The sequence below is a fragment of the Marinobacter sp. SS8-8 genome, assembly GCF_030540945.1.
GTDB lineage: Bacteria > Pseudomonadota > Gammaproteobacteria > Pseudomonadales > Oleiphilaceae > Marinobacter.
This window is the reverse complement of record NZ_JASSVN010000003.1, coordinates 48,682-74,227: the sequence shown is the minus strand read 5'-3', so window position 1 is coordinate 74,227 and position 25,546 is coordinate 48,682. Positions and strand designations below refer to the sequence as shown.

22 protein-coding genes and 1 riboswitch are annotated in these 25,546 nt (G+C 60.0%); of the genes, 16 read left to right on the top strand and 6 right to left on the bottom strand.

Annotated elements, in window-relative coordinates:
• Positions 1–33: 33 nt before the first annotated feature.
• From uca to QPL96_RS04160, 3 genes are read right to left on the bottom strand one after another with little or no spacing between them, the layout of a single operon-like run.
• Entirely contained in the window at positions 34–3,669 is a 3,636-nt protein-coding gene (uca, locus tag QPL96_RS04170; RefSeq protein WP_303285766.1) for an urea carboxylase, read from the bottom strand.
• Entirely contained in the window at positions 3,660–4,298 is a 639-nt protein-coding gene (locus QPL96_RS04165; protein WP_303285765.1) for an urea amidolyase associated protein UAAP2, read from the bottom strand. The genes uca and QPL96_RS04165 overlap by 10 nt, the downstream gene beginning before the upstream one ends.
• A gap of 12 nt (positions 4,299–4,310) precedes the next feature.
• A complete protein-coding gene (locus QPL96_RS04160) occupies positions 4,311–5,036 on the bottom strand; it encodes an urea amidolyase associated protein UAAP1 (protein ID WP_303285763.1) in 726 nt (241 codons plus the stop codon).
• A 56-nt stretch (positions 5,037–5,092) separates the two neighbouring features.
• Positions 5,093–5,199, bottom strand: a riboswitch (guanidine-I (ykkC/yxkD leader).
• A 373-nt stretch (positions 5,200–5,572) separates the two neighbouring features.
• Between QPL96_RS04160 and QPL96_RS04155 the strand changes: the two genes are divergently transcribed.
• The 12 genes from QPL96_RS04155 (at position 5,573) to QPL96_RS04100 (ending at position 17,802) form a co-directional block, all read left to right on the top strand.
• Positions 5,573–7,093, top strand: coding sequence for an aldehyde dehydrogenase family protein (locus tag QPL96_RS04155; RefSeq protein ID WP_303285762.1), 1,521 nt, complete (start codon positions 5,573–5,575; stop codon positions 7,091–7,093).
• Between the two features lie 268 nt (positions 7,094–7,361).
• Positions 7,362–7,433 (top strand): pyrroloquinoline quinone precursor peptide PqqA, encoded by a 72-nt coding sequence (gene pqqA / locus QPL96_RS04150; protein WP_007153157.1) that lies wholly within the window; start codon positions 7,362–7,364, stop codon positions 7,431–7,433.
• A 55-nt stretch (positions 7,434–7,488) separates the two neighbouring features.
• The gene (pqqB, locus tag QPL96_RS04145; protein WP_303285761.1) at positions 7,489–8,418 is read left to right on the top strand and encodes a pyrroloquinoline quinone biosynthesis protein PqqB; all 930 of its coding nucleotides are present in this window, start codon (positions 7,489–7,491) and stop codon (positions 8,416–8,418) included.
• Positions 8,415–9,170, top strand: a complete 756-nt coding sequence (gene pqqC, locus QPL96_RS04140; RefSeq protein WP_303285760.1) for a pyrroloquinoline-quinone synthase PqqC — start codon at positions 8,415–8,417, stop codon at positions 9,168–9,170. The genes pqqB and pqqC overlap by 4 nt, the downstream gene beginning before the upstream one ends.
• Entirely contained in the window at positions 9,170–9,445 is a 276-nt protein-coding gene (gene pqqD / locus QPL96_RS04135; protein WP_303285759.1) for a pyrroloquinoline quinone biosynthesis peptide chaperone PqqD, read from the top strand. The genes pqqC and pqqD overlap by 1 nt, the downstream gene beginning before the upstream one ends.
• Entirely contained in the window at positions 9,442–10,596 is a 1,155-nt protein-coding gene (gene pqqE, locus QPL96_RS04130) for a pyrroloquinoline quinone biosynthesis protein PqqE (protein WP_303285757.1), read from the top strand. Before pqqD ends, pqqE begins: the two co-directional genes overlap by 4 nt.
• A gap of 52 nt (positions 10,597–10,648) precedes the next feature.
• On the top strand, positions 10,649–12,487 hold the full coding sequence (locus QPL96_RS04125; protein ID WP_303285756.1) for a prolyl oligopeptidase family serine peptidase: 1,839 nt from the start codon (positions 10,649–10,651) through the stop codon (positions 12,485–12,487).
• Between the two features lie 44 nt (positions 12,488–12,531).
• On the top strand, positions 12,532–13,695 hold the full coding sequence (gene ercA / locus QPL96_RS04120) for an alcohol dehydrogenase-like regulatory protein ErcA (RefSeq protein WP_303285755.1): 1,164 nt from the start codon (positions 12,532–12,534) through the stop codon (positions 13,693–13,695).
• Complete coding sequence (locus QPL96_RS04115) at positions 13,679–15,439, top strand: NahK/ErcS family hybrid sensor histidine kinase/response regulator (protein ID WP_303285754.1); 1,761 nt, start codon at positions 13,679–13,681, stop codon at positions 15,437–15,439. Before ercA ends, QPL96_RS04115 begins: the two co-directional genes overlap by 17 nt.
• Positions 15,440–15,550: 111 nt before the next feature.
• Positions 15,551–15,835, top strand: coding sequence for a hypothetical protein (locus tag QPL96_RS04110; RefSeq protein WP_303285751.1), 285 nt, complete (start codon positions 15,551–15,553; stop codon positions 15,833–15,835).
• Between the two features lie 67 nt (positions 15,836–15,902).
• A complete protein-coding gene (locus QPL96_RS04105) occupies positions 15,903–17,279 on the top strand; it encodes a lyase family protein (RefSeq protein ID WP_303285750.1) in 1,377 nt (458 codons plus the stop codon).
• A gap of 40 nt (positions 17,280–17,319) precedes the next feature.
• Entirely contained in the window at positions 17,320–17,802 is a 483-nt protein-coding gene (locus QPL96_RS04100) for a CDP-archaeol synthase (RefSeq protein ID WP_303285749.1), read from the top strand.
• On the opposite strand, the gene QPL96_RS04095 is transcribed toward QPL96_RS04100, so the two are convergent.
• A complete protein-coding gene (locus QPL96_RS04095; protein ID WP_303285748.1) occupies positions 17,758–18,792 on the bottom strand; it encodes a metallophosphoesterase in 1,035 nt (344 codons plus the stop codon). The genes QPL96_RS04100 and QPL96_RS04095 overlap by 45 nt on opposite strands.
• A gap of 139 nt (positions 18,793–18,931) precedes the next feature.
• On the opposite strand from QPL96_RS04095, the gene msrA reads away from it, so the two are divergent.
• Positions 18,932–19,585, top strand: a complete 654-nt coding sequence (gene msrA / locus QPL96_RS04090; protein WP_303285747.1) for a peptide-methionine (S)-S-oxide reductase MsrA — start codon at positions 18,932–18,934, stop codon at positions 19,583–19,585.
• A 10-nt stretch (positions 19,586–19,595) separates the two neighbouring features.
• Positions 19,596–20,021, top strand: coding sequence for a peptide-methionine (R)-S-oxide reductase MsrB (gene msrB, locus QPL96_RS04085; protein ID WP_303285746.1), 426 nt, complete (start codon positions 19,596–19,598; stop codon positions 20,019–20,021).
• 78 nt (positions 20,022–20,099) lie between these two features.
• Here msrB and QPL96_RS04080 read toward each other — a convergent pair whose 3' ends face one another.
• Together QPL96_RS04080 and nhaD are read right to left on the bottom strand one after the other, a co-directional pair.
• Positions 20,100–21,083 carry a calcium/sodium antiporter gene (locus tag QPL96_RS04080; protein ID WP_303285745.1) on the bottom strand — a complete coding sequence of 328 codons (984 nt, stop codon included), beginning with the start codon at positions 21,081–21,083 and terminating at the stop codon, positions 20,100–20,102.
• Between the two features lie 9 nt (positions 21,084–21,092).
• Positions 21,093–22,343, bottom strand: coding sequence for a sodium:proton antiporter NhaD (gene nhaD / locus QPL96_RS04075; RefSeq protein WP_303285744.1), 1,251 nt, complete (start codon positions 22,341–22,343; stop codon positions 21,093–21,095).
• A gap of 320 nt (positions 22,344–22,663) precedes the next feature.
• Between nhaD and mqo the strand changes: the two genes are divergently transcribed.
• Both mqo and QPL96_RS04065 read left to right on the top strand, forming a co-directional pair.
• On the top strand, positions 22,664–24,145 hold the full coding sequence (gene mqo, locus QPL96_RS04070; RefSeq protein ID WP_303285743.1) for a malate dehydrogenase (quinone): 1,482 nt from the start codon (positions 22,664–22,666) through the stop codon (positions 24,143–24,145).
• A 157-nt stretch (positions 24,146–24,302) separates the two neighbouring features.
• Positions 24,303–25,535, top strand: coding sequence for an acetyl-CoA carboxylase biotin carboxylase subunit family protein (locus tag QPL96_RS04065; RefSeq protein ID WP_303285741.1), 1,233 nt, complete (start codon positions 24,303–24,305; stop codon positions 25,533–25,535).
• The last annotated feature ends 11 nt before the right edge of the window (positions 25,536–25,546 follow it).

Below are 25,546 nucleotides of genomic sequence, written 5' to 3'. Positions count from 1 at the left end.
TTGGTCTTTTTCAGGTTGTGATGGTTACTGGTATTACTCGTTTGTCTCTTCCACGATCACCACCGGCGTCCCGGGTGATACCGCCTGGCCGGCTTCCCGGCGCACGTCCACCACACGGCCCGCCACTGGGCTGAGAAGTTCAATTTCCATCTTCATGGATTCAATCACTGCCACCGGTCGCTGGGCGTCGATGGTGTCGCCGGGCTGGACCAGGCACTCCCACAGGTTGCCGGCCACGTGGCTTTCCACGGCGTGCTGGCCGGCTGGCAGGTTGGCAATATCGTCCTCGCCAGTGTCCTGGATAGGGGCCTCGGAGCTGAAATTGATCTGGCCGGATTCGATCCAGCGCTGCAGTTCCTCGTCGAAGGCCTGTTTGCGCTTGCCGGTGAAGGTCTGGATCTCGTCGTTGTTGTCGGCCAGAAACTGCTCGTAGTCCTTCAGGTTGAAACGGGTTTCCTCGACCTTGATCGGATAGTCGCCATTGGGGAAGTCCCGTCGGATCTGTTGCAGTTCTTCGGCACTGACTTCGTAGAAGCGCACCTGATCGAAGAAACGCAGCAGCCAGGGTTTGCCGGGCTCAAACAGGTCAGTGGTGCGGTACCGGTTCCACATCTGAAGGGTGCGACCGACAAACTGATAGCCGCCCGGGCCCTCCATGCCATAGATGCACAGGTAGGCGCCGCCGATGCCGACGGAATTCTCTGCGGTCCAGGTCCGGGCCGGGTTGTACTTGGTGGTCACCAGCCGGTGGCGCGGGTCCAGGGGTGTGGCCACCGGCGCGCCGAGATACACGTCGCCCAGGCCCATCACCAGGTAGCTGGCATCGAACACCGTTTTTTTCACCTCGTCGATGCTGTCCAGCCCGTTGATACGGCGAATGAATTCCAGGTTGCTCGGGCACCAGGGCGCGTCCTCGCGGACCGACTGCATGTATTTGGCAATGGCGGTCTGGCAGGCTTCATCGTCCCAGGACAAGGGAAGGTATACGATGCGCGCGGGCACATCCCACTCGGGCTGTTTTTCCAGTTCCTTTTCCGCGCCGATCAGCAGATCCAGCAGAGTACGCTGGTTCAGTTTCTGGCTGTCGTAGTGCACTTGTAGGGAGCGGATGCCGGGGGTCAGCTCCAGAATGGAGTCGTGACTCTGCTCACGCAGCCACAGCATCAGTGCGTGGGCACGGAAACGCAGGCGGATATCCAGCTCCATGGGGCCGTATTCGACCAGCACGTAGTTGTCGCCGGCGGCCCGGTAGACCACGCCGGTTTCGTGTTCCTCGGGCGTCAACGCATCAAGGATCGGAGTCTCCGGTTGAATGGGGGTGATATGGGCGGTGGCCGCAGTCAGCGAGGCTACGGACTCATCCAGCGCTTCCCGCAGGGCCACGGCCTGATCCTGGCTGACCGGTACAAACCGCACCTTGTCGCCGGCCTTGAGCTGGCCCAGTTTCCAGAGGTCGGCGCTGATCACCGTCACCGGGCAGACAAAGCCGCCCAGGCTGGGACCATCCGGACCCAGGATCACGGGCATGTCTCCGGTGAAATCCACCGTACCTACGGCGTAGGCGTTGTCGTGGATGTTGGATGGGTGCATGCCCGCCTCGCCGCCATCGCTGCGGGCCCACTGCGGTTTCGGGCCAATCAGGCGCACGCCCGTGCGGCTGGAGTTGTAGTGGATCTCCCAATCGCTGGCGAAGAAGGTGTTGATGTCTTCGTCGGTAAAATAGTCCGGCGCGCCGTGGGGCCCATAGGTGACGTGCAGTTTCCAGGTTTTGCCGATGGTTGGTTTAAGTTCGGCAGGCAGGGCGGTCATGCCGGTTGGCTCGGAATCCGGCAAGGCCAGCACATCGCCGGCCCGCAGGGCACGGCCACAGTGGCCGCCGAACTGGCCGAGCGTAAAGGTGCTGCAGGAGGTCAGGTACTCCGGGCAGTCCAGTCCTCCGCGGAACAACACGTAGGCCCGGGCGCCGTCCGCCGTGGTGGCGCCCAGCTTCAGGGTAGCGCCGGCGGGCACGTCGATTACCTGCCAGAAAGCCACGGGCTCATCATCCAGCGTGGCGTCCAGTTGGGCGCCCGTCAGGGCGATCTGAGTGGCGCGGTTGAAGGTCAGTACAGGCCCCTTCAGGGTGACTTCCAGTCCCGATGCCCCTTCCGGGTTGCCCAGCAGGCGATTGCCGAGTCGGAAAGAGTAGCTGTCGAATGGCCCCGAGGGTGGCACGCCGATCTCCCAGTAGCCGATGCGCCCGGGGTAGTCCTGAATGGTGGTCAGGGTGCCCCCGCTGAGCACATCCACAGTGGCAGGCTGGTAATCGAATTCATTCAGGGTGCGGGTAAACAGCCTGCCCTCGGTAAAGCGCCGGTCGTCCAGAACCTGGCGCACGTATTTGAGATTGGTCTCGATGCCATAGAGCTGGCTGCTATCCAGGGCCTGCATCAGCCGCTGGCGAGCCGACTCGCGATCGGCCTCATGCACGATCACCTTGGCGAGCATGGGGTCATAAAGCGGGGACACTTCCGTGCCCGGCTGAATCCAGGTATCAATCCGCAGACCATCGTCGTTGGGCCAGGCCACGTTGGTGAGCAACCCGGCACCAGGTTGAAAGTCCTTGTTGGGATCTTCGGCGTAGATCCGGGCCTGAATGGCGTGGCCGGAGGCGGTGAGGCTGCCGCCCAGTTCTGCCAGGTCCGCCAGGGTGCCGGCGCCCAGCTCCACCATCCAGCGCACCAGATCGACACTGTACACTTGCTCGGTCACACCGTGCTCCACCTGCAAGCGGGTATTCACTTCCAGGAAATAGAACTCCCTGGTGTCCGGGTCGTAGATGAATTCCACGGTGCCGGCACTGCGGTAGGCGATGCTTTCGCCCAACTGGCGGGCGGTGGCGTGCATACAGTTACGAACGTCGTCGGTCAGTCCCGGGGCCGGGGCTTCCTCGATCACTTTCTGGTTGCGGCGCTGGGCCGAGCAGTCACGCTCGCCCAGGGCAAGCACCTGGCCTTTGCCGTCGCCAAACAACTGCACCTCGATATGACGGGCGTGTTCCACGAATTTTTCCAGGAACACACCGCTGTTGCTGAAGTTGTTCTGGCTCAGGCGCTGAACCGACTCAAAACTCTTGCTCAGATCCTCGGTGCTGTAGCAGCGGGACATACCAATGCCGCCACCGCCGGCGGTGCTTTTCAGCATCACCGGGTAGCCGATGGCCTCCGCCGCCTTCAGGGCTTCATTGAGATCCGTCAGCAATCCCGTACCGGGCAACAGCGGTACGCCTGCGGTCTCTGCCAGAGCCCGGGCGGTATGCTTGAGGCCGAACTGTTCCATCTGCTCTGGTGTCGGGCCGAGGAACACCACACCTTCGGCGTCACAGCGCCGGGCAAAATCGGCGTTCTCGCTCAGGAAACCGTAACCCGGATGAACGGCACCGGCACCGCTCTTACGGATAACCTCAAACAGCTTGTCCTGGTCCAGATAAGTCGCTGCCGCCGAGCCTTCACCCAGCGAGTAAGCCTCATCCGCCTGGCGCACGTGCAGGGAGTCTGCATCCGCTTCGGTGTAGACCGCTACCGAAATGATGCCCATGGCCCTAAGGGTGCGGATCACCCGACAGGCGATGGCGCCGCGGTTGGCGATCAGGACTTTGTCGGGGTTGTAGAGGGCGCCGCTCAGCTCCATACCAGCACCTCGATGGGCGTCGGATTCCAGCCGTTGCAGGGGTTGTTGAGCTGTGGGCAGTTGGAAATCATCACCAGCACGTCCATCCGGGCTTCCAGTTCCACGTACTTGCCGGCATCGGAAATGCCGTCGGCAAAGGTCAGACCCCCGTCGGCGGTGACAGGAACGTTCATAAAGAAATTGATGTTGTGGGTGATGTCCCGCTTGGTCATGCCCAGATCTTCGTGCTCGGTGACGGCTACCAACCAGCTGTCCCGGCAGGCGTGCATGCATTTTTTCTCAAGGGCATAACGGGTGGTGTTGCTCTCCGCCGCGCAGGCGCCGCCCAGGGTGTCGTGGCGGCCGCAGGTGTCGGCGGTGATCTCCAGCATCACGTTGTTTTCCGAGGACATCAGTTTGGAGCCGGCGGTCAGGTAAACCTTGCCCTGCTCGCGGATGGTGTCGACGGCGCTGTAACGCTCGGTCGGGTTGTGGGCGTTGTAGAACAGGGTGTCGGCGGCCTGGTTGCCTTCCAGGTCCAGGATGCGGACGGTCTCGCCGGCCTTCACTACTTTCAGGAAATACTCGCCCGCCGGTACGGTTTCGCAGAAGGCGGCGTTTTCAGGTTTTAATGCACTATGCTTGATCATCTCCGGCCTCCGTTACTGGAACAGGTGGTACAGGGCGTTATTGGCAAAGGCCCGGGTGGCCTCCGGTGACGACGTCTTGCAGGGATCGGCATCGGTGACCGGTGCCGCCCTGAAGAGCTGGTAACGCACGGGATGGCTGGGGTACTCGGTGGCTGGATTCATCGGGTGCGGGCAGGTGTGCAGCACCACGATGGTGTCCATCTCGAAACGCAGGTCGACAGTGGCGCCGGCGTGGGAGTGGTTTTCGGCAAAGGCCATGTTGCCGTCGTCATCGGTTTTCACCTTGCTGAACCAGTTCAGGTTGGCGGTCAGGTCTTTCTTGCCCAGGCCATACTTGGCCAGTTCGTTCAGAAAGCTGGTGAAACCGTTGCGATGGCAGTGGTTGTGAGCTTCCTGGTAGGTCTTCCTGCCCCAGCGCCGCTCCACAAGATCCGCGTTGCAGGTGCCGCTGACGGTGTCGTGCCAGCCCAGGTCGTCGCGGATGATGGAGGCGAACACCCGACCCATATCCGAAAGCAGGACATGGCCCTTGGTGAGCAAGAAGGTGTGCTGGTTCTTCAGGGTATCGGGCATGTTGTAGCGCTCGAGCGGGTTCTCGGGGTTGTACATCAACATGCCGACGTTGGCGCCACCGGTTTCATCGATCAGGCGCAGCACGTGGCCGCGACGCATGATGAAAGACCAGTGGGATCCGCCGGGAATCAGATCGTCGTAGAGGGGGGTTGCGGTTTGCAACATGGCCTTTTCCTCCTGGTTAGGCAATTAAAAAGCGAGAGGCGTCAGTAACTGAGCGATCCTCCCGGGCTTTTGTCCCGCCGTGTAACCTTGGAAAAGGTCGTCAACTCTCGGACCAGTCGTCTGCATTCGTTATTGGCAGACCGGAACCCTAGTTGACCATTGGTCAGATTGTGGCGCTTTGATTGTGGTTTCAGCAACCGACGTTTCGCTGCGTAATGGATCATTTGCAGAGTCCGTGCCAATCAGTAACTTTCTGTTTTCAATAAGGTTGGATTTTTGAGCTCAACATAGGCTGCTTCCTGTTTGGGCATTCGCACTGTTTTTGTGCATCGGTGGGCGCATCTGCAGTACGGGTTTCTGACGGGTGTATCGCGCCTCAGGTCGCTGTTGGCATGGCGTTCCGGTCATCTACTACCAAGGGAGGAGTTTTTCGCCTCCATCGCACCATTCACCTTTCCGGGTTTGGCGTCTACATTGAATGGGTAAACGCGAAAGGCCGCGTTGCCTTGCGACACACACAACAAGAGGTCGACACCATGATCTACGCACAACCAGGAAAGGATGGCTCCGTCGTTTCCTTCAAATCCCGTTACGAGAACTTCATCGGTGGCGAGTGGGTTGCCCCGGTTAAAGGTCAGTATTTCGAGAACATCACACCGATCACCGGCGACCTTATCTGTGAGATTCCCCGCTCCGGCGCCGAAGACATTGATCTTGCCCTGGACGCGGCACACAAGGCCGCACCGGCCTGGGGCAAGACCTCTACCACCGAGCGCTCCAACATTTTGCTGAAAATTGCCGACCGCATTGAGCAGAATATCGAGATGCTGGCGGTTGCCGAAACCTGGGATAACGGCAAGGCAGTGCGTGAAACCATCAACGCCGACTTGCCCCTGGCCGTGGACCACTTCCGTTATTTCGCCGGCTGTATCCGCGCCCAGGAGGACACCTCCAGTGCTATCGATAACAACACCGTGGCCTATCATTACCACGAGCCGCTGGGTGTTGTGGGCCAGATTATTCCCTGGAATTTTCCGCTGCTGATGGCAGTGTGGAAGCTGGCGCCTTGCCTGGCGGCGGGTAACTGTACCGTGATGAAGCCGGCTGAGCAGACCCCGGCCAGCATCCTGGTGCTGATGGAACTGATTGGCGACCTGCTGCCACCGGGCGTGGTTAATATCGTCAACGGTTACGGCATTGAGGCCGGCCAGGCCCTGGCCACCAGCAAGCGCATCGCCAAGATTGCCTTCACCGGCTCCACGCCGGTGGGCTCGCACATCCTCAAGTGTGCCGCCGAGAACATCATCCCCTCTACCGTCGAGCTGGGTGGCAAGTCCCCCAACATCTACTTCTCCGACGTGATGCAGGCCGAGCCGGAATTTATCGACAAGTGTGTGGAAGGCCTGGTGCTGGCATTCTTCAACCAGGGTGAAGTTTGCACCTGTCCCTCCCGTGCCCTGATTCAGGAAGACATGTACGACGAATTCATGGCCAAAGTTATTGAGCGCACCAAGGCCATCAAGCGTGGCAACCCGCTGGATACCGATGTTCAGGTGGGTGCCCAGGCCAGCAAGGAGCAGTTCGACAAGATCATGTCTTACCTGGAAATCGGCAAGCAGGAAGGTGCGGAAGTGCTGACCGGTGGTGGCCGTGAGGAAATGGAAGGCCAGTACAACAACGGCTTCTATGTCCAGCCCACGCTGCTGAAAGGCAAGAATGACATGCGTGTGTTCCAGGAAGAAATCTTCGGCCCGGTGGTGGGTGTAACCACCTTCAAGGATGAGGAAGAAGCCCTGGCCATCGCCAACGACACCGAGTTTGGTCTGGGTGCCGGCCTGTGGACCCGCGACATCAACCGTGCCTACCGCCTGGGCCGCGCCATCGAGGCCGGCCGTGTGTGGACCAACTGCTACCACCAATACCCGGCCCACGCCGCCTTCGGTGGTTACAAGAAGTCCGGTGTTGGTCGTGAAAACCACAAGATGGCGCTGGACCACTACCAGCAGACCAAGAACCTGCTGGTCAGCTACGACATCAGCCCACTGGGTTTTTTCTGATTCTCTGAGCGGCAGGCGGGCCTCTCCGCACCGGCCCGCCTGTGAGTCGGCACACCGGATGTGCACCTTGACGTCTTTGGCCCTTCCCAGGGCCTTTTTTTGTTCTAAGCCGACCGCGGACTTATTACAACTTGGGGAGGCCCCAAAACAGTGCCAAAGTACCATATTGATCTCCTGTCCCCGTCAACTAGGATGAGAGGTGGGTTATCGGCAATGTCGTTGATTCACCCGCAGTGCGCTAACAATTACGACAACAGGGGTAAGCATTATGTGGACCAAACCAGCCTATGAGGATCTGCGGATCGGTTTCGAAGTCACCATGTACTTCGCCAACCGCTGAGTGCTGAAGCGGCCAGCCTGAGTGGCTGGCCGTTTTACTTCCGGAGTTTCCAATCATGCTCATCCACGTCCTTGGCTCTGCCGCTGGCGGTGGTTTTCCCCAGTGGAACTGCAACTGCGTCAACTGCGACGGCTTCCGTCAGGGGACCCTGAACGCCCGTGCCCGCACCCAGTCTTCCATTGCCGTCAGTGAAGACGGCGAGCACTGGATCCTGTTTAACGCCTCCCCGGACGTTCGCGCCCAACTGGCCTCCCTTGATGCCATGCAGCCGGCCAGGGCGCTTCGGGACACCGGCATCGATGCTATTCTGTTGATGGACAGCCAGGTGGATCACACCACCGGTCTGCTATCGCTTCGCGAGGGGCTGCCCATGGACGTCTGGTGTACCGAGCAGGTGCACGAGGATCTCAGCGCCGGTTTTCCCCTGTTTACCATGCTCAGGCACTGGAATGGCGGCCTGAACTGGCGCCGGGTGGAGGCCTCTGAACAGTCGCCGTTTACGATTCCCTGCGCACCGTCCATCGAACTGACGGCCATTCCGCTGCTGAGCAACGCGCCGCCGTATTCACCGCGCCGGGATAACCCGCACCCGGGGGATAACATCGGTATTTTTCTTGAGGACACCCGCACCGGGCAGAAAGTGCTTTATGCGCCGGGCCTCGGAGAACCGGACCCGCGCATCCTGGACTGGATGAAAAAAGCCGATGTGCTGCTGGTGGACGGCACCGTCTGGCACGACGACGAGATGATCCGCCAGGAAGTGGGTACCAAGACCGGACAGGCCATGGGGCATCTGGCCCAGAGCGGCCCGGGTGGCATGATCGAGGTGCTGGACGCCATGCCGGCCCAACGCAAGATCCTGATACACATCAACAATACCAACCCGATCCTGAACGAGGACTCCCCGGAGCGGGCGGAGCTGACCCGCCACGGCATCGAGGTGTCCTGGGATGGAATGCACATCGACCTGTCGGGGCCGCCATGAACGCCAAAGCCAACACCGCCATGAACCGCACGGATTTTGAACAGGCCCTCCGGGACAAGGGGCAGTATTACCATATCCATCACCCGTACCATAAAGCCATGTATGGCGGACAATGCACGCCGGAACAGATTCGTGGCTGGGTGGCCAACCGGTATTACTACCAGATCAGGATTCCCCAGAAGGACGCTGCAATCATGGCCAACTGCCCGGACGCCGGCGTGCGCCGGCTCTGGCTGCAGCGGATCCTGGACCACGACGGCCACGACGGCGATGCGGGGGGTATCGAGGCCTGGCTGTCCCTGGCCGAAGCGGTGGGGCTCACCCGGGAAGAAGTGACTGACCAGCGCCATGTGCTGCCCGGTGTCCGGTTTGCAGTGGATGCCTACCTGAACTTTGCCCGCCGGGCCACCTGGCAGGAGGCGGCCTGCTCCTCGCTGACCGAGCTGTTCGCGCCGGAGATCCACCAGTCCCGGCTGGACAGTTGGCCGGGTCACTATCCCTGGATTGAAGAGAGCGGCTACCGCTATTTCCGCAAACGGCTGTCGGAAGCCCGTCGGGACGTAGAACACGGCCTGACCATCACCCTGGACCACTTCACCACCGGTGCCGAGCAGACCCGGGCCCTGGAAATTCTGCAGTTCAAGCTGGATATCCTGTGGACCATGCTGGACGCCATGACCATGGCTTACAGCCACCGTACGCCGCCCTACCATACAGTGACCGACCAGCAGGTCTGGCACCGGGGGCTGTAATGGGGGTTGCCCTGCACCAGGTGCCGCGTTTTCGCCGGGGCTTCCGCTTCCAGTGGGAACCCGCCCAGGAAGGTTACGTTCTGCTGTATCCGGAAGGTATGGTGAAGCTGAACGGCAGCGCCGGTGCAATTCTCAACGAGGTGGACGGCCAGCGCAGTGTGGCTGACATTGTTGCCACCCTGGAGCAGCAATTCCCGGATGCCGGACCGCTCGGCAAGGACGTGAGTGATTTTCTGCAGGATGCGCTGCAACACCACTGGATCGACCTGTCATGAGCCCATCGCATGCATCCACACCCGCCAACCCCCATAAGGCGGGGCCGCCCCTCTGGCTGCTGGCGGAGCTGACCTATCGCTGCCCGCTGCAGTGCCCCTACTGCTCCAACCCGCTGGACTTTGCCCAGACCGAACGGGAGCTAAGCACGGACGAGTGGGTGAGTGTGCTACGCCAGGGCCGGGCCATGGGCGCCGCCCAACTGGGTTTTTCCGGCGGTGAGCCCCTGGTGCGCCAGGACCTGCCGGAGCTGATCGCCGAGGCGCGACAGCTGGGTTACTACACCAACCTCATTACCTCAGGCCTGGGGCTGACCGACGCCAAGGTGGCGGCCTTTGCCGAGGCCGGACTGGATCATATCCAGGTCAGTTTCCAGGCCTCCGATCCCGAGCTGAACAACGCCGTGGCCGGTTCCCGAAAGGCCTTTGACCAGAAGCTGGCCATGGCCCGGGCGGTCAAGGCGGCGGGCTACCCGATGGTGCTCAACTTCGTGATCCACCGCCACAACATCCATCAGATGAACGACATCATGGCCCTGTGTGAGCGGCTGGGGGCGGACTACGTTGAGCTGGCGACCTGTCAGTATTACGGCTGGGCCTTTGAGAACCGGGAAGGGCTGATGCCCTCGAAAACGCAACTGGTGCAGGCGGAGCAGGACGTGAATCTCTACCGTAAAGGTCTGGAGGCTTCCGGTTCAGCCTTGAAGCTGATCTTCGTTACTCCGGACTACTATGAAGAGCGCCCAAAAGCCTGCATGAACGGCTGGGGCAGCCTGTTCCTGACCATAGCCCCGGACGGCACTGCGCTGCCGTGCCACAGCGCCCGCCTGCTGCCCATCGACTTCCCCAATGTCCGGGACCAGGATCTCCAAAGCATCTGGTACGACAGCCCGGGCTTCAATCACTATCGGGGTGACAGCTGGATGCCAGAGCCCTGTCGCTCCTGTGATGAGAAGGAACAAGACTTCGGAGGTTGCCGCTGCCAGGCCTGGCTTTTAACCGGCAATGCCGATAACGCCGATCCGGTTTGCAGTAAATCGTCGTATCATGATCGAATCCTGGCAGCGAGGAAAGCCGCCGATCACGCCACGGCCGGTCTTACTGGACTCACGTATCGAAATGCGGACAACTCCCGGCTCTTCTTCCGGGGCTGAGAGCCCCTCCTGTGCATCCACACCCGCAAGGTCAGCGCCTGACAATACCCCTATGAGCGCCTATGAGGCCTGCGCGGCCCATACCCAAAGAGGCGAGCTCGCGGTTTCTTCGGCCGGTGTTTTCTGGTTACAGACCGACCCGGCCGAAGGCAACGCTAATCTCTGGTATCTGTCCGCACAGGGGCCCGCTCGCCTTGGCCCGGACTGGTTGGGTATCCGTAGCCGGGTGAATGGTTACGGCGGGGGCGCGCTGGCGGTTTCCGAAAACGGCGTGTTCGTGGTCGGTGAGGATCAGCAGATCCGGTTTATCGATCTGGCTGACGGCACCTGCTCCTTGCTTACCGATGATCCCGGTGCCGCCTACGGCGGACTGGTCGCCGATGCGCCCCGGCAGAGGGTGCTGGCCGTTCGCGAGGCCGGTGGCGAACAGCAACTGGTGGCGGTCTCTGTGGGCGGAGAGCTTCGGACTCTCCATTCCGGCCAGGACTTCTACAGTGCGCCCGCGCTGTCTGCCGACGGCAGGATGTTGGCCTGGACAAGCTGGCAACTGCCGGACATGCCCTGGGTTCGCAGCCGGCTCTGGACAGCAGGCGTAGTGCGAGAGGGTGGCCTCTGCAGGTGCCGCCACTGGCCGACACCCTCAGAAGCCTCCGTTCAGCAACCGGTCTTTGATCGCACCCGGTTGTGGGTGCTATCTGATCACGCCGGCTGGTGGCAGCCTTGGTACCTCGACACCCTGGCCGGTGACGGCCTCTGGTATTCCGGCCAGTCTGCCGAGCTGGACCATGCTAACGCCCCCTGGCAACTGGGGGAATGCCACCACTGTCCGCTTGCCAATGGTGGCTGGGCGCGGGTGCAGTATCGCAGCGGGTCGGGAGAGCTGTGGTTACTGTCACCGGATGGAAGTAACGCTTTTCGGGCGGCCCGGGACTACAGCGATTTTCGTTTCCTCCGGGCCTCCGGCGGTTACCTGTATTGTATTGCCCGATCTGCAACCCACCTGGATGCTGTCCTGCGGATCGAACGGCAAACCGGGCAGGCCAGGATTCTGGCGGGTGGGGAGAACCCCCTGCCGGGTTCAAGGCCTGCGCTGCCGCTGGATATTGAAGTGCCGGCGCTTGAGCACGGCGAACAGCCGGTCCATGGTTTCCTCTACACACCGAAACGGGTTTCTCCGGCGTTGCCTCCGCTGATTCTCATGGCCCATGGTGGCCCGACCTCCGCTGCTTATCCGGTATTCAATCCCCAGGTTCAGTACTGGTGCCAGCGCGGGTTTGCGGTTGCCGAAATGAACTATCGCGGCAGCAGTGGTTTTGGCCGTAGATTCAGGTTGGCCCTTGAAGGGCGCTGGGGTGAGGCAGATGTTGAGGATATGGAGCGGGCCGCGGATTACCTGGCGTCTTCCGGCCTGGTGGACGGCCGCCGGGTGTTTATCCAGGGGCGCAGCTCCGGTGGTTACACGGCCCTGATGGCCATGATCCGGAGCCGGCGTTTCACCGCTGGCGCCAGCATGTTCGGGGTAACCGACCCGCTGCGGCTGAGGGCCATGACCCACCGTTTCGAATCCGGGTACCTGGACTGGTTGCTGGGCGCGCCGGAGGATTACCCCGAGCGCTGGTGCGAACGAACACCGCTGTATCACGCTGATCGTATTGCCGCGCCCATGATCTTTTTCCAGGGCGGGCAGGATAAAGTGGTGGTGCCTGAACAGACCCGCGCCATGGTTGATGCCATGAAGGCCGCAGGACGCACACCGGAATTGCACTGGTTTGAGCAGGAGGGCCACGGTTTCCGACACCAGGCGAACCAGGCGGGCATGCTGGAATGGTTGTTCTGCTTTTATCGGAAGCATAGCCGCAAGAGCCATGAACGGACGGAGAACTTGAGTTAAACTCTCGGCCACTCCTATAACAACAAGTGGTCGAGTGCAGTCTGATGAGCCATGACATCTCCGCTCTGCGAAAGTTTGTATCACCGGAAATTGTTTTTGGCGCCGGCTCCCGGAAGTCGGTGGCCAACTTCGCCAGTAACTTCGGTGCCCGGCATGTGTTCCTGGTGTCTGATCCGGGTGTGGCTGCCGTGGGCTGGGTCAACGAGATCGTAACCCTGCTGACCGATGCGGGTATCCGCTCCACCGTTTATACCGGCGTGTCGCCTAACCCCAAGGTGGACGAGGTGATGACCGGTGCCGAGCTGTACAAGTCCTGTGAATGCGATGTCATCGTTGCCATCGGCGGCGGCAGCCCCATGGACTGCGCCAAGGGCATCGGTATTGTTGCCACCCACGGCCGCAATATTCTGGAATTCGAGGGCGTGGACACCATCACGAACCCGTCGCCGCCCCTGATCCTGATCCCGACCACCGCGGGCACCTCGGCGGATGTTTCCCAGTTCGCGATCATTTCCGACCCGAACCGGCGGTTCAAGTTTTCCATCATCAGCAAAGCGGTGGTGCCGGATGTGTCCCTGATTGATCCGGAGGTCACGGAAACCATGGACGCCTACCTGACCGCCTGTACCGGCGTGGATGCCCTGGTGCACGCCATTGAGGCGTTCGTGTCTACCGGCAGCGGACCATTGACCGACACCCATGCCCTGGAAGCCATCCGGCTGATTAACCGGAACCTGGAACCCCTGGTGGAAAATATCGCCAATCCTTACCTCAGGGAACAGATCATGCTGGCCTCCATGCAGGCCGGGCTGGCGTTTTCCAACGCAATTCTGGGGGCGGTGCATGCCATGTCCCACAGCCTCGGCGGATTCCTGGATCTGCCCCACGGGCTCTGCAATGCGCTGTTGCTGGAGCATGTGGTGGCCTACAACTTCCAGTCTGCGGAGGACCGTTTTCGCCGGGTGGCCGAGGCCATGGATATCGATACCCGGGGAATGTGCAAGCCGGAGATCAAGAAACGGCTGATGCAGCGAATCGTTGAGCTGAAACGCAAAGTGGGGCTGGAAGCACGCCTGGCCCAGTTGGGAGTCAGCGTTTCGGATATTCCCCATCTGTCCGGCTTTGCCCTTCAGGATCCCTGCATTCTCACCAATCCCCGCAAGTCGTCGCTCAGGGACGTTCAGGTTGTCTATGAAGAAGCGCTCTGACCTCCAGGACGACGAACACGACAGTGGCTACGGAGTTGGCGACCTTCTTGGACTGGGCAGCCAGTCGGTCCGCAAGAACTACTACCCGGCATTGCAGGAGCGGATTGAGGAGCTGGAGCGGGAGCGCAACCGCTACAAGTGGCTGTTCGAGAACGCCCTGCACGGCATCTTCCAGGCCAACCTGCGGGGTGGCTTCCTGGCCTGCAACCCCGCCATGGCGCGGATTTGCGGTTATGAAAGTGCCGAAGCCCTGGCAGCCAAGGTAATCCGGCTGCGGGAACAGCTGTTCTGCAGTGCCAGTGAGTTCGATGCCATTCGCCAGGAACTTTTGAATGAAGGCCGTCTGAGCGCCCGGGAGACACGCTTCCAGCGGGCGGACCGCAAGCCGGTCCATGTGGCTGTCACCCTGTTGCGGCGGCCGGATCTCGGCCCGGAAGTGGTGGAGGCCTTCGTGGCCGACATCACCGAGCGGGTGTTGGCACGGCAAAAACTGGAACAGCTGAACGCGACCCTTGAGCGCCGCGTGGAAGAACGCACCGAGGCGCTTCAGAACGCCAACGTTGGCCTGCGCTACCAGATCGAGGAGCGGGAGAAAGTGGAGCGGGAACTGGTGGTGGCCATGGAAGTGGCCAGGGAAGCCAACCGTGGCAAGGACAAATACCTGGCAGCGGCCAGCCATGACCTGTTGCAACCACTGAACGCCGCCCGGTTGATGGTGTCTGCGCTTCAGGAGAGCAGTTTGCCGGAGCAGGAAACCCGGATGGTGCATCAGGTGCACCGGGCGCTTGAAGGCGCTGAAGACCTGCTGGCGGATTTGCTGGACATCTCGAAACTCGACCAGCAGGCCATGAAACCGGATCTGGTGTATACCGACGCGGCCGCCCTGGCCAGGTCGCTGGCTGAGGAGTTTGAGGCGGTCGCCGCCAATAAAGGACTGGCCTTCCGGATTCGGACCATCCCGGTCGTGGTCAAAACCGACCAGCGCATGCTGACGCGCATTCTCCGTAACCTGCTCAGCAATGCCTTGCGTTACACCCGCAAGGGAGGTGTTGTGATGGCCCTGAGAGCACGGGGTGACCAGTTGCGGATCGAGGTCTGGGACACTGGGGTGGGCATAGCAAAAGACAAACTCCGGGATATCTTCACGGAATTTCACCAGTTACTGCCCCAGGGCACGGGTGGCCGCCAGGGCGTGGGCCTGGGGCTTGCCATTGTTGAGCGTATGGTCCGGATTCTGGGTTATGACATTGGCGTGTCTTCCAGGCCCGGCCGCGGCTCCCGGTTTGTGCTGACTCTGCCGCTGGAGCCGGCGCAAGCCCTGCGGGAAATGCCCCGTGCGGGTGTGCCCAGGGGTTTTTCCGGTGGCTTTGACGGACTCTCCATTCTGGTCATCGACAATGAGCCGGCGGTCCTTGAGAGCATGCAGTTACTGCTGGAACGCTGGGGCTGTGAGGTGATCACCGCCGGCAGCGAGGCTCAGGCACTGGAAATGCTGGAGCACACTGGCCGGATTCCGGCCATCATCCTCGCCGATTATCATCTGGACAACGAACGGACCGGTTATGACGCCGTTCACGGTGTTCGCCGCTACCTCGGCAGGGACATCCCTGCCGCCATCATCACCGCAGACCGCAGTGACGACACCCGCAGGCTGCTGCGTGCCCAATGCCTGCCGGTCCTGAACAAACCGGTCAAGCCCAACCGTCTCCGGGCACTGGTGGCCAGCCTGCTTGCCCCTGCCTGAGAATCTCCCGTGTCTGGCCAGGCAATTGCTGCACAAAGTAAGGGCATGGCCGCACAAAGAATGATCCGCCGGTCTACACTTACCAAAGGCAGACCTGAAGGGAGATTGGCCATGAGTGTTCCGGAAAACAGCCTTACCAACCATGAAGTCACCATATGCCTGGCCGGCGGTGCCGTCCTGGGTCCGTTCAATGCCACCTGGAGCCAGGATTCCGGGGGTGATGTTCGGGAACTGGTGCGTGAATACGATGGTTTCCTGCAGGGTGAAAAGCAGCACCGGTACAAGTTTCACCTGCACGATACCTACACCAATACCGTTCATACCCTGATCCTGAATTTTGAACAGGTAACAGGCATTTGCGACCATGTTCGGCTGAGATCCCAGGGCGGCGGCTGAGACACAGCCGACAGTGTTACCTAAACGCTGGAGGGTCCAAAGTGCAAACGGACGGACAGGAGGGAGCATGAGCGAATACAGAACGGAAACTGACAGTCTCGGAGACGTCCAGGTTCCAACGGAGGCGCTCTGGGGCGCGCAAACCCAGCGTGCGGTCGAGAATTTCCCGGTCAGTGGCCAACCGATGCCCCGGGCATTCATTGCCGCAGTGGCGCAGATCAAGCGTGCGGCAGCGGAGGCGAACACCAGTCTCGGGCTTCTCGATAATAATCTTCGGGACGCGATTGCAGAGGCTTGCCAGGGCCTGGTGAACGGGGAGTACGCGGATCAGTTTCCGGTCGACCGGTACCAGACCGGCTCGGGGACCAGCACTAACATGAATGTGAATGAGGTGATTGCTACCATTGCCCGCAAAGCCGGTCACCAGGTGCATCCGAATGACCACGTCAACATGAGCCAGAGCTCCAATGATGTGATCCCAACGGCCATTCACGTCAGCACAGTCGCTGCTGTAAAGGAAAAACTTCTGCCGGCACTGTCGCACCTGCGTGGTGTGATCTATGAACGGGAGGCGGCCTTCTCGAGCCAGGTAAAAACCGGACGAACGCACCTAATGGACGCCATGCCGGTTACCCTGGGCCAGGAACTGAGGACCTGGCGGGAACAGCTTCTGGCCGCAGAGAAACGGGTGGAAGCGGCAGCGGACGAACTGTTGGCAGTGCCTCAGGGTGGTACCGCGGTAGGCACCGGGATCAACGCGTTACCGGAATTTTCCGGCCAGTTCATCAAGTTCCTGCGTGCCAATACCGGCTACGCTTTCACCTCACTGGAACACAAGTTTACCGGCCAGAGTGCGGTGGATGGTCCAGTGGCGCTTTCTGCCCAACTGCGCGGTGTGGCGATCGTGCTCACCAAGATCGCCAACGACCTGCGCTGGATGAACAGCGGGCCGATTCATGGCCTGGCCGAAATCAGCCTTCCGGCCCTGCAGCCGGGCAGCAGCATTATGCCAGGCAAGGTGAACCCGGTGATTCCGGAATCGGTGGCCATGGTCGGAGCCCAGGTCATGGGCCTGGACAGCGCGGTGGCCATTGCCGGACAGTCCGGAAACTTCCAGCTCAACGTGATGCTGCCCCTGGTCGCTGGTAACCTGCTGGATATGACGGATCTGCTTACCAATGCGTCAATTATGCTGGCGAACAAGGCGATCCGGGATTTCACAGTCAACGCTGACAACCTGAATGCCGGAGTGGGACGGAACCCGGTGCTGGTAACCGCGCTGAACCCGGAAATCGGTTACAGCCTGGCGGCGGATATTGCGAAGGAGGCCTACCGCACCGGGCGACCGGTGATCGATGTTGCCGAGGAGCGCAGCGGTCTGAGCCGCGACAGGCTTGAAGAACTCATGGATCCGCTGAAGCTGACCCGGGGCGGCATCGCCTGACCGGTTATATGACCGACTGTACCAGAGGGAGCCTACGCGCTTGCTGATATCCCTGGAGCTGTTTGTCATGCTGGTGCTTGCCAATGGGGCACCGGTCGTTGCGGCCGGCCTGCTCAAGGGCATTTGGTCGGCGCCGGTTGATGGTGGCCGCCTGTGGAAAGACGGCCGCCCCATCCTGGGTAAGAGCAAGACCTGGCGGGGTGTAGTGTCTGGGGCCCTCGCCTGCGGGCTGTTTTCACTGATCACCGGGTTGGGATTCATTTTCGGGGTGGTGTTTGGTGTTTTCGGGCTCATTGGTGACATGCTGAGCAGCTTCATCAAGCGCCGGCGGGACCTGGCGTCGAGTGCCAGGGCAGTTGGCCTGGATCAGATCCCTGAAGCGCTATTGCCCATGCTGCTGGCAATGTGGTGGTTGCCTGTCAGTGGCTGGGTGGTTATTGGTGTGGTGGTGCTCTTTACCCTGTCGAACATCTTCGCTTCACCGTTGCTCTATCGCATCGGCATTCGCCGGCACCCTCATTAACCGCCCGTCCACGAATGAATCCGGCCCCCGCGTCAGGGTATGGATGGTGACCTCCGGAGGGCAGTTCAAGCGGACATTCACCACCGAAGTGCCTGCACCGGGTGAGGTGTAACCCTGCATGCCATTCATCCGCCAGTAACCGCGGCCAAGGCTGCGCGGGCAATCAGAATCGAGGGTGACGGGAATGCCGCCGGGCAGGCAGATCTGGCCGCCGTGGGTATGGCCGCACAGAAATACGTCATAACCGGCGTGGGCGGCTTCGCGCCATATCTCCGGGGTGTGACTGAGCAGAATGCTGGTTCCCCCAGCCGGGATGTTGTCGCCGGCCCGGTGCAGGTTGTGCACCTTGAAAAAATGGGCATCGTCCACGCCCGCAAGATATAAGGCCTGGTCCTCACACCCGAGCAGAGCCATTTCGTTCATCAGGAGCTTATAGCCCATGTCTTCCAGGGCCGGCACCATGCGGATACTGTCGTGGTTGCCGAGCACGGCGTAAGCCTCGCCTTTGATGCCATCACGCAGCCGGGACATGCCGTCGAGGGCGCCCTCAATGGGCCCCCAGGTGAGCTTTCGGTAGTCACCGGTCAGCACACACAGATCGTAGTCCAGGGGCTCGATCTCGCGCAGAACGGCCTGCAGGTTGGCCTCGTCCATGTCCACATGCAGATCCGTCAGATGCAGAATGCGGTAACCTTCAAAGGCGGCTGGCAGGTTTGGCAGGTGGAATCGATTGTGCACGGTGTTGAGGCGCCGGCTGTTGTTCTGGCCACGCTTCCACAGCCCCGCCAACTTCAGGCAGCTACGGATAAAGCCCGGCGCTGTGGCCCAGTTTTCCAGATGGAAGGAGCTGTGATCCTGCCCGAAAACCTTCGCTTCGGCTTCCCGTTCTATGCCGAGTCTCTGGCGGGCATGAACGGGGCCAAGTCTCAGGCTCAGGCGGTATTCCAGGAGTTCGTCCTGGTTTTCCAGCGTGCGAGCCCTTGCCGTCATTTTTCTTCCTTAGTATGCCGAGCCGGGCATGGCCGATGTGCAAAGTGGCAAACCCTGTGGTCATTATGGTTGGCAAATCGGCCGTTTTCCAGCCACAATCGGTGCCTAAAGGCAGGCAAACCCAAACGCAGAGGTCTCCATGACGACATCGTGCAGTATTTCAGGTCTGAAGGTACCCCGAAGCCGTTTCCCGGATCCCGGGCAGGATCTGCCAACGGCAGAGGGTGAGCAGCGAGTCGTTTTGGCTGGCGGTTGTTTCTGGTGCGTCGAGGCGGTATTCCTGGCCATCGATGGCGTAACCAGCGTGCAGTCCGGTTATGCCGGCGGGCATTCCAGCTCAGCCAATTACGAGGCAGTGTGCACCGGTACCACCGGACACGCCGAGGCAGTGGATGTTCACTATGATCCGGCAAAAGTCGGTTTTGGTGAACTGCTCAAAGTGTTTTTCTCCGTGGCTCATGACCCGACCCAGCTCAACCGCCAGGGCAATGACCGTGGCACTCAGTACCGTTCTGCCGTTTTCTACGAAACACCGGAACAGAGACGGGTAGCCGAGGCCTATATCCACCAGCTCAATCAGGCCGGCGTCTATCCGGACCCGATTGTGACCACGCTGGAACCGCTGGAAGCCTTTTACCCGGCGGAGGATTATCACCAGAACTTTGCCACCCGGAACCCGTACCAGCCCTACATCATGGCCGTCGCCGCACCTAAAATGGAAAAACTGGTGGACAGTTTTGGGGACCGCCTGAAACCTGACTACACGGACAAGGACACAGGCAACATGGCCTGAGGAGGCGCGCATGGGAGTTTCCGCTGCAGGTTATGACCTGGCACCGCTGACCAAAGCACAGGTTGAGGAAAAAGCCGCGGACCTGTCGCCTGATGAAAAACGGGTACTGCTGGAGCAGGGTACCGAGCACCCGTTCTGCGGCACATTGCTGGACAACAAAAAAGCCGGTGTCTACCACTGTCGGCTCTGTGACCTGCCGCTGTTCGGTTCCAGCTCCAAGTTTGATTCAGGAACCGGCTGGCCGAGTTTCTTTCAGCCCTTCGATCCCGAGCACATCCGCTATATCGAAGACACCAGCCTGGGCATGAGGCGCACCGAAATCCGGTGTCCACGGTGCGACAGTCATCTGGGGCACGTTTTCCCGGACGGTCCGCCGCCGACCGGGCAGCGCTACTGCCTGAACTCGGTTGCCATGGTGTTTCAGGAAGACGCCTGACAATGGGGAAAGCGGGGGCTTGGAATCCCCAATTCTATGTCTCCCCGACCGAAACCGTGCCGCCGAAGGCCGGGCCGCTCAGGTGGTTCCGGCGGTGACCACAGTGGAGAGCAGGTAACCGGTGTACGCGACATAAACCAGCACCAGGATGGTGCCGTCAACCCGGCTGATCTGTTTGCGCCGGCCGGCCAGGCCAGAGCCCATCAGAAACAGGCCCACGGTTAACGCCAGCATTAATGTCCAGTCCCGGTAAAGGACTTCCGGGTCAACAGACAGCGGCTGGATCACGGCAGCCAGACCCACGACGGCCAGGGTGTTGAAAATGCCCGAGCCCAGGATGTTGCCAAGGATCAGATCGTGTTCGTTCTTTTTTACCGCAGCGAGGGCCGAGGCGAGTTCCGGCAGGGAGGTGCCGATGGCAACGATGGTCAGGCCGATCACCAGATCGCTGACGCCCAGGCTTTGGGCGATAAACACCGCGCCCCACACCAGCAGGCGGGAGCTGACGACCAGCAGGATCAGGCCGATAATCAGCCAGATGACCGCTGTCTTCAGGGGCATGGGGTGGGCGACGATTTCGGTATCGATCTCACCTGCCAGCGGGTTGGCCTTGCCTTTCATGCCCTGATAGATGGACCAGCCCATTACCGCCGCAAACACTGCCAGTAATACCCAGCCGTCCAGCCGTGACAGTTCGCCGTTGAGCAATTGGGCGCCGGCAATCAGCGTCAGCACAACCAGCAAGGGCAACTCCTTGCGAATGACCTGAGAGTGTACCTCAATCGGTGCGATAATCGCCGTCAGGCCGACGATCAGGGCGATGTTGGTAATGTTGGAGCCGTAACCATTTCCCAGGGCCAGACCGGGATTGCCGTCCGCGGCGGCCATGGCGGAAACCGCCAGTTCCGGGGCTGAAGTTCCAAAACCGATGATCACCATGCCGATCAGCAGGGTTGGCATACCCAGGTGCCTGGCGGTCGCCGCAGCGCCCTCCACGAACTTGTCAGCACTCCAGACCAGCAGAATCAGGCCGGCGATGACAGTGCCCAATGCCATTAGCATAGAAAAACCTCAGTTGATGAAACGTCCAAGCATATAAACCCCGGAATAGCCTAGGGTGTAAGCTGCGAGAAGCTGTGCAAGATACCGCATATAGGCCGCAAAGGTCAGCCCCGGAATCTTGCTCATGGCAACAATCCCGGCGGCCGAACCGATCACCAGTAATGAGCCACCCACGCCGACCGCGTAGGTTAGCCCCATCCACTCGCCGGGGCTCATGTTAATGCCCGCCTTCAGCAATGCTGCAGTCAGCGGTACGTTATCGATAACCGCCGAGAAAATGCCCATCAGGTAGTTGGCGTACAGTGGTGGCAGAACGTCGTATATGGCCACCAGGGAATCGAGCGCATGAATCTCCTTGAGCATGCCCACCAGCAACAGGATTCCCAGGAAGAACAGCAGGGTCTCGAACTCAATGATACGGATGTATTCCAGAATCGGGTCCAGATCGGAGTCGTCGCTCATGAGCCGGGACACCAGGAACATGATTGAGAGGCCGAACAGGAAGGTTAGAACCGGCGGGATGCTGAACAGGGCGTTGCCGGCAATGGTACACAGGATTGTTAACAAAAACAGGCCGCCGATGATGGCGTCTACGGGCCGCACCGGAGTGGTGTTGGCGCGAAGTGTGACCGTTCCTGTCAGTCCTCGCGAAAGGAACAGGGCTAGGATGAAAACCGTGATCGAGGCCGGGATGGCCAGAGTCAGCAAGGTCAGTATTTCCACCTTGTCCGCCAGGAAAATCATCAACGTAGTGACGTCTCCGGTGATCAGTGATACGCCTCCGGAGTTGACTGCAAAAACCACCAGGGTGACGAACTGGATTCGCTTTTTCAGCTCAAGATCCAGGGAAAGAATCAGTGAGCATGAGACTAAAGTGGCGGTGATATTGTCTGCCAAAGAGGAGAAAATGAAGCAGAAAAGGCCGGTCAGGAACAGTAGCCGCCGTTCGCTCACCTGCTTAGGCATGATCAGGTAAATCACGTTTTCGATCATACCCTTCTTGTTCAGGTAAGCGACGAACGTCATGGCTGCAACTAGAAACAGCCAGAGCCCCGCGATCTCGGCAATGCTCTCTGAGAGTCCTGCTGAGATGGCTGAGGTCTCTTCGGCGTTATCGCTGAACAGAAACAGAACCACCCAGCTCATGGTGCCAAAGAACAGCGTAACCTTGGCCTTATTGATGTGAATGGCTTCTTCAAAGATGACGCCCAACAGCGCCAGAACTGCGAAAACAATCAGAATCGTTTCGAGGGCAGACATGGAAAATCCCGTTCTGGTTTTCAGAATAAAGGCCGGAGCCGGCCAGACAGATTGCGCGGCCGGATTTTAGACCTTTGAACCGTCGCAAGCCACTGTTCGTACCTGGAACACAGAGCATCTGAACCATCGGCGGTAGTTGGAGAAGCGCATCGATTAGCAATCGCAATTTATTATTCCGGCGAAAATCGGGATAATCGCTCGTTCATTCAGACCGGTGGCAGACGGCGGCGATGCCTACCTTGCGCCCGGCCGGCTTCTGACAGGCCTTCTTGCTGATCGTGGGGGGGCAAAAAGCTCGACACTAGCTAGGGTGAAAACCAATGGCCGTTAGACAGGCAGACGTAGTGCTGGTCGGCGGTGGCGTCATGAGCGCCACTCTCGGCATGATGCTCAGGCAGCTGGATCCGTCCCTGGACATCGTCATGGTGGAGCGTCTCGACCACGTTGCCCATGAAAGCACGGACGGATGGAACAACGCAGGCACCGGCCACGCCGGCTACTGCCAGCTCAACCATACGCCCGAAACCGACGATGGCGATGTGGCTATCGAGCGCGCCCTGCAGATTAATGCCCAGTTCGAGGTGTCGCTGCAGCTCTGGTCGTATCTGGTTGAGCAAGGCATTCTGCCCGAGCCCACCCGCTTTATTAACCGCACGCCGCACCAGAACTTTGTCTGGGGTGAGAAAGACGTTGCCTTCCTGAAACACTGGTTCGAGCGTCTGAGCGCTCACCACCAGTTCCGTGAAATGGAATACACTGAGTCCCGGAAGGATCTGGAAGAGTGGATGCCCCTGGTGGTCAAGAACCGGGACCCGATGCAGCGTGTGGCTGCCACCCGGATCAGGCACGGCTCGGACGTGGATTTCGGCTCACTCACCCGCAACATGGTCAAGTGGCTGGAAACCCAGCCGAACTTCGAGCTGATGACCGCCTGCCCGGTGCACTACATCGACCAGCGTGATAACGGCCGCTGGAAAGTGCGCGTCAAAAACCAGAAAACCGGAGAACTGATCAAGCTGGAAGCAGGCTTTGTGTTCCTGGGTGCCGGTGGTGGTGCACTGCCGCTGCTGCAGAAATCCGGTATTGATGAAGCCCGTGGCTACGGCGGTTTTCCGGTCAGTGGCCAGTGGCTGGTTTGTCGCAAGCCGGACATCGTTGAGCAGCACCACTCCAAGGTCTACGGCAAGGCACCGATCGGGGCTCTCCCGATGTCCGTGCCACACCTGGATGCCCGCATCATCAACGGTGAGCCGGTATTGCTGTTCGGACCGTTTGCGGGCTTTACCACCCGGTTTCTCAAGCAGGGCTCGGTCCTTGATCTGTTCGGTTCGTTGAAACCCACCAATCTGAAGCCAATGCTATCGGTCAGCAAGAGCAATATGGACCTTACCCGCTACCTCATTGGCGAAGTGTTCCAGTCGCACCCGGACCGGGTTGAATCGCTGCGCAATTTCTTTCCGGATGCGAGAGAGGAAGACTGGCAGCTTCGGATGGCCGGCCAGCGGGTGCAGATTATCAAGCAGCTTGACAATGGTGGCGGTAAGCTGGAGTTCGGCACCAAAATAGTGGCGGCCAAGGACGGAACCCTGGCGGCGTTGCTGGGTGCTTCACCCGGGGCATCCACGGCGGCCAATGCGATGATCAGCGTTATTGAGCGTTGCTTCCCGGAGAAGATCAGGACTCCGCAGTGGCAGGAGCGCATGAAAGAACTGGTGCCGTCCTACGGCCACTCCCTGGTGAACGACGAAGCGTTGCTGACGAACGTGCGGGAGCGGACCCTGTCTATCCTGAAACTGGGCTGATATTCCCAAACAATCTAAGAAACCGGAAAGCACTGTGATTACTGGATTCGCTCCAGGCAGCCACAGTGCTTTTTTGGGTTAAGTGAGTCACAAAATTTGCGATTTTGTGCTGTCCGCGTAGGGTTATAAGGTAAACCCTGAGTAAAGGAGTGAGCTTATGACCGAGCAAAACTACAATCCTGAGAAAGGGTACATCGCGCTGTTAGGCTGGAGCCTGAATGCGGTTGAAGCGGCCGACAAGTTCGACCGTCGGTATGTTGTCGTGGCACCGGACTGGGCTGAAGCCTACTGCGAAGAGCACGATATTCCCTATGTGCCCTGGAATTTTGAGCGCCTGAACGACCGCTCTGTGGAGATTGCGCAGACCCTCAAGGAGATGGGCGTGAATGTCGCCATCCCGTTATTTGAGGAGACGGTAGAATGGGCCGGTGCCATCAACTCGGTGTTGATGGACAAACCTCGTTTGTTTGGCCAGGCCATGCTGTTGCGAGACAAGGCCCTGATGAAGCGCCGTGCCCAGCTCGGTGGTATCCGGGTGGGTATTTTTGAGGAGGCGCACGACAAGGGCGACGTTATTCGGTTCCTTAAGCGAGTGAACCAGACCCTGCTGAAGCTGGACGGCGACCCCAATGACCCGATCCACCTCAAGGCGTTTGACAAGGCTGGATGCCTGGGCCACCGGGTCATCCGTACCCCGGACGAGGTCGATACCCTTCCGGAAGAAGAGTTTCCGGTGCTGATGGAGTCACATCTGGATGGCTGGGAGTTTGCGGTCGAGGCTTGGATTCACAACGGCAAGATTGCCTTCCTCAATATCTCTGAGTATGTGACCCTGGGTTATTCCGTGTTTGTTCCCGCGACACCGGATCTTGAGAAGTATCGGGAGCAGATCCGGAGTGAAATCGAGAAGCTCATCAAGACCTTCGATATTGAGTTCGGGTTTATTCACCCGGAGTACTTCGTGACCAGCGACCGGACCATGTACTTTGGCGAGGTGGCCTATCGTCCGCCGGGCTTCAAGGTATTTGAGCTGCTTGAACGTGCCTACGGTTTCAACGCCTACCAGGGCTTGATTCTGGCGTTCGATCCGAAAACCACCGAAGAGGAAATCAAGGCGTTCTTCCCGCGCGAGGTGGTGGACGCCAAGGGGTACGCCGGTTGCTTCGGTGTTTACCCGCGCCGCCGAGTGGTCAGCCGCCTCGAGATCCCGGAAGAAACCGAGAATCACGAGTACTTTGAATCTCATGAACTGACACCGCCGCTGGAGGAGACCGTCACCAAGCGCACCGCGTTCGGTACCCACTGGGGGCTGGTCTATTTCTTCGGTGAAGACCCCTACGTCATGCGGGATCTGCTCAAACATCAGGAAGAACTCGATTTCTATGTATAATCGAGGCATGC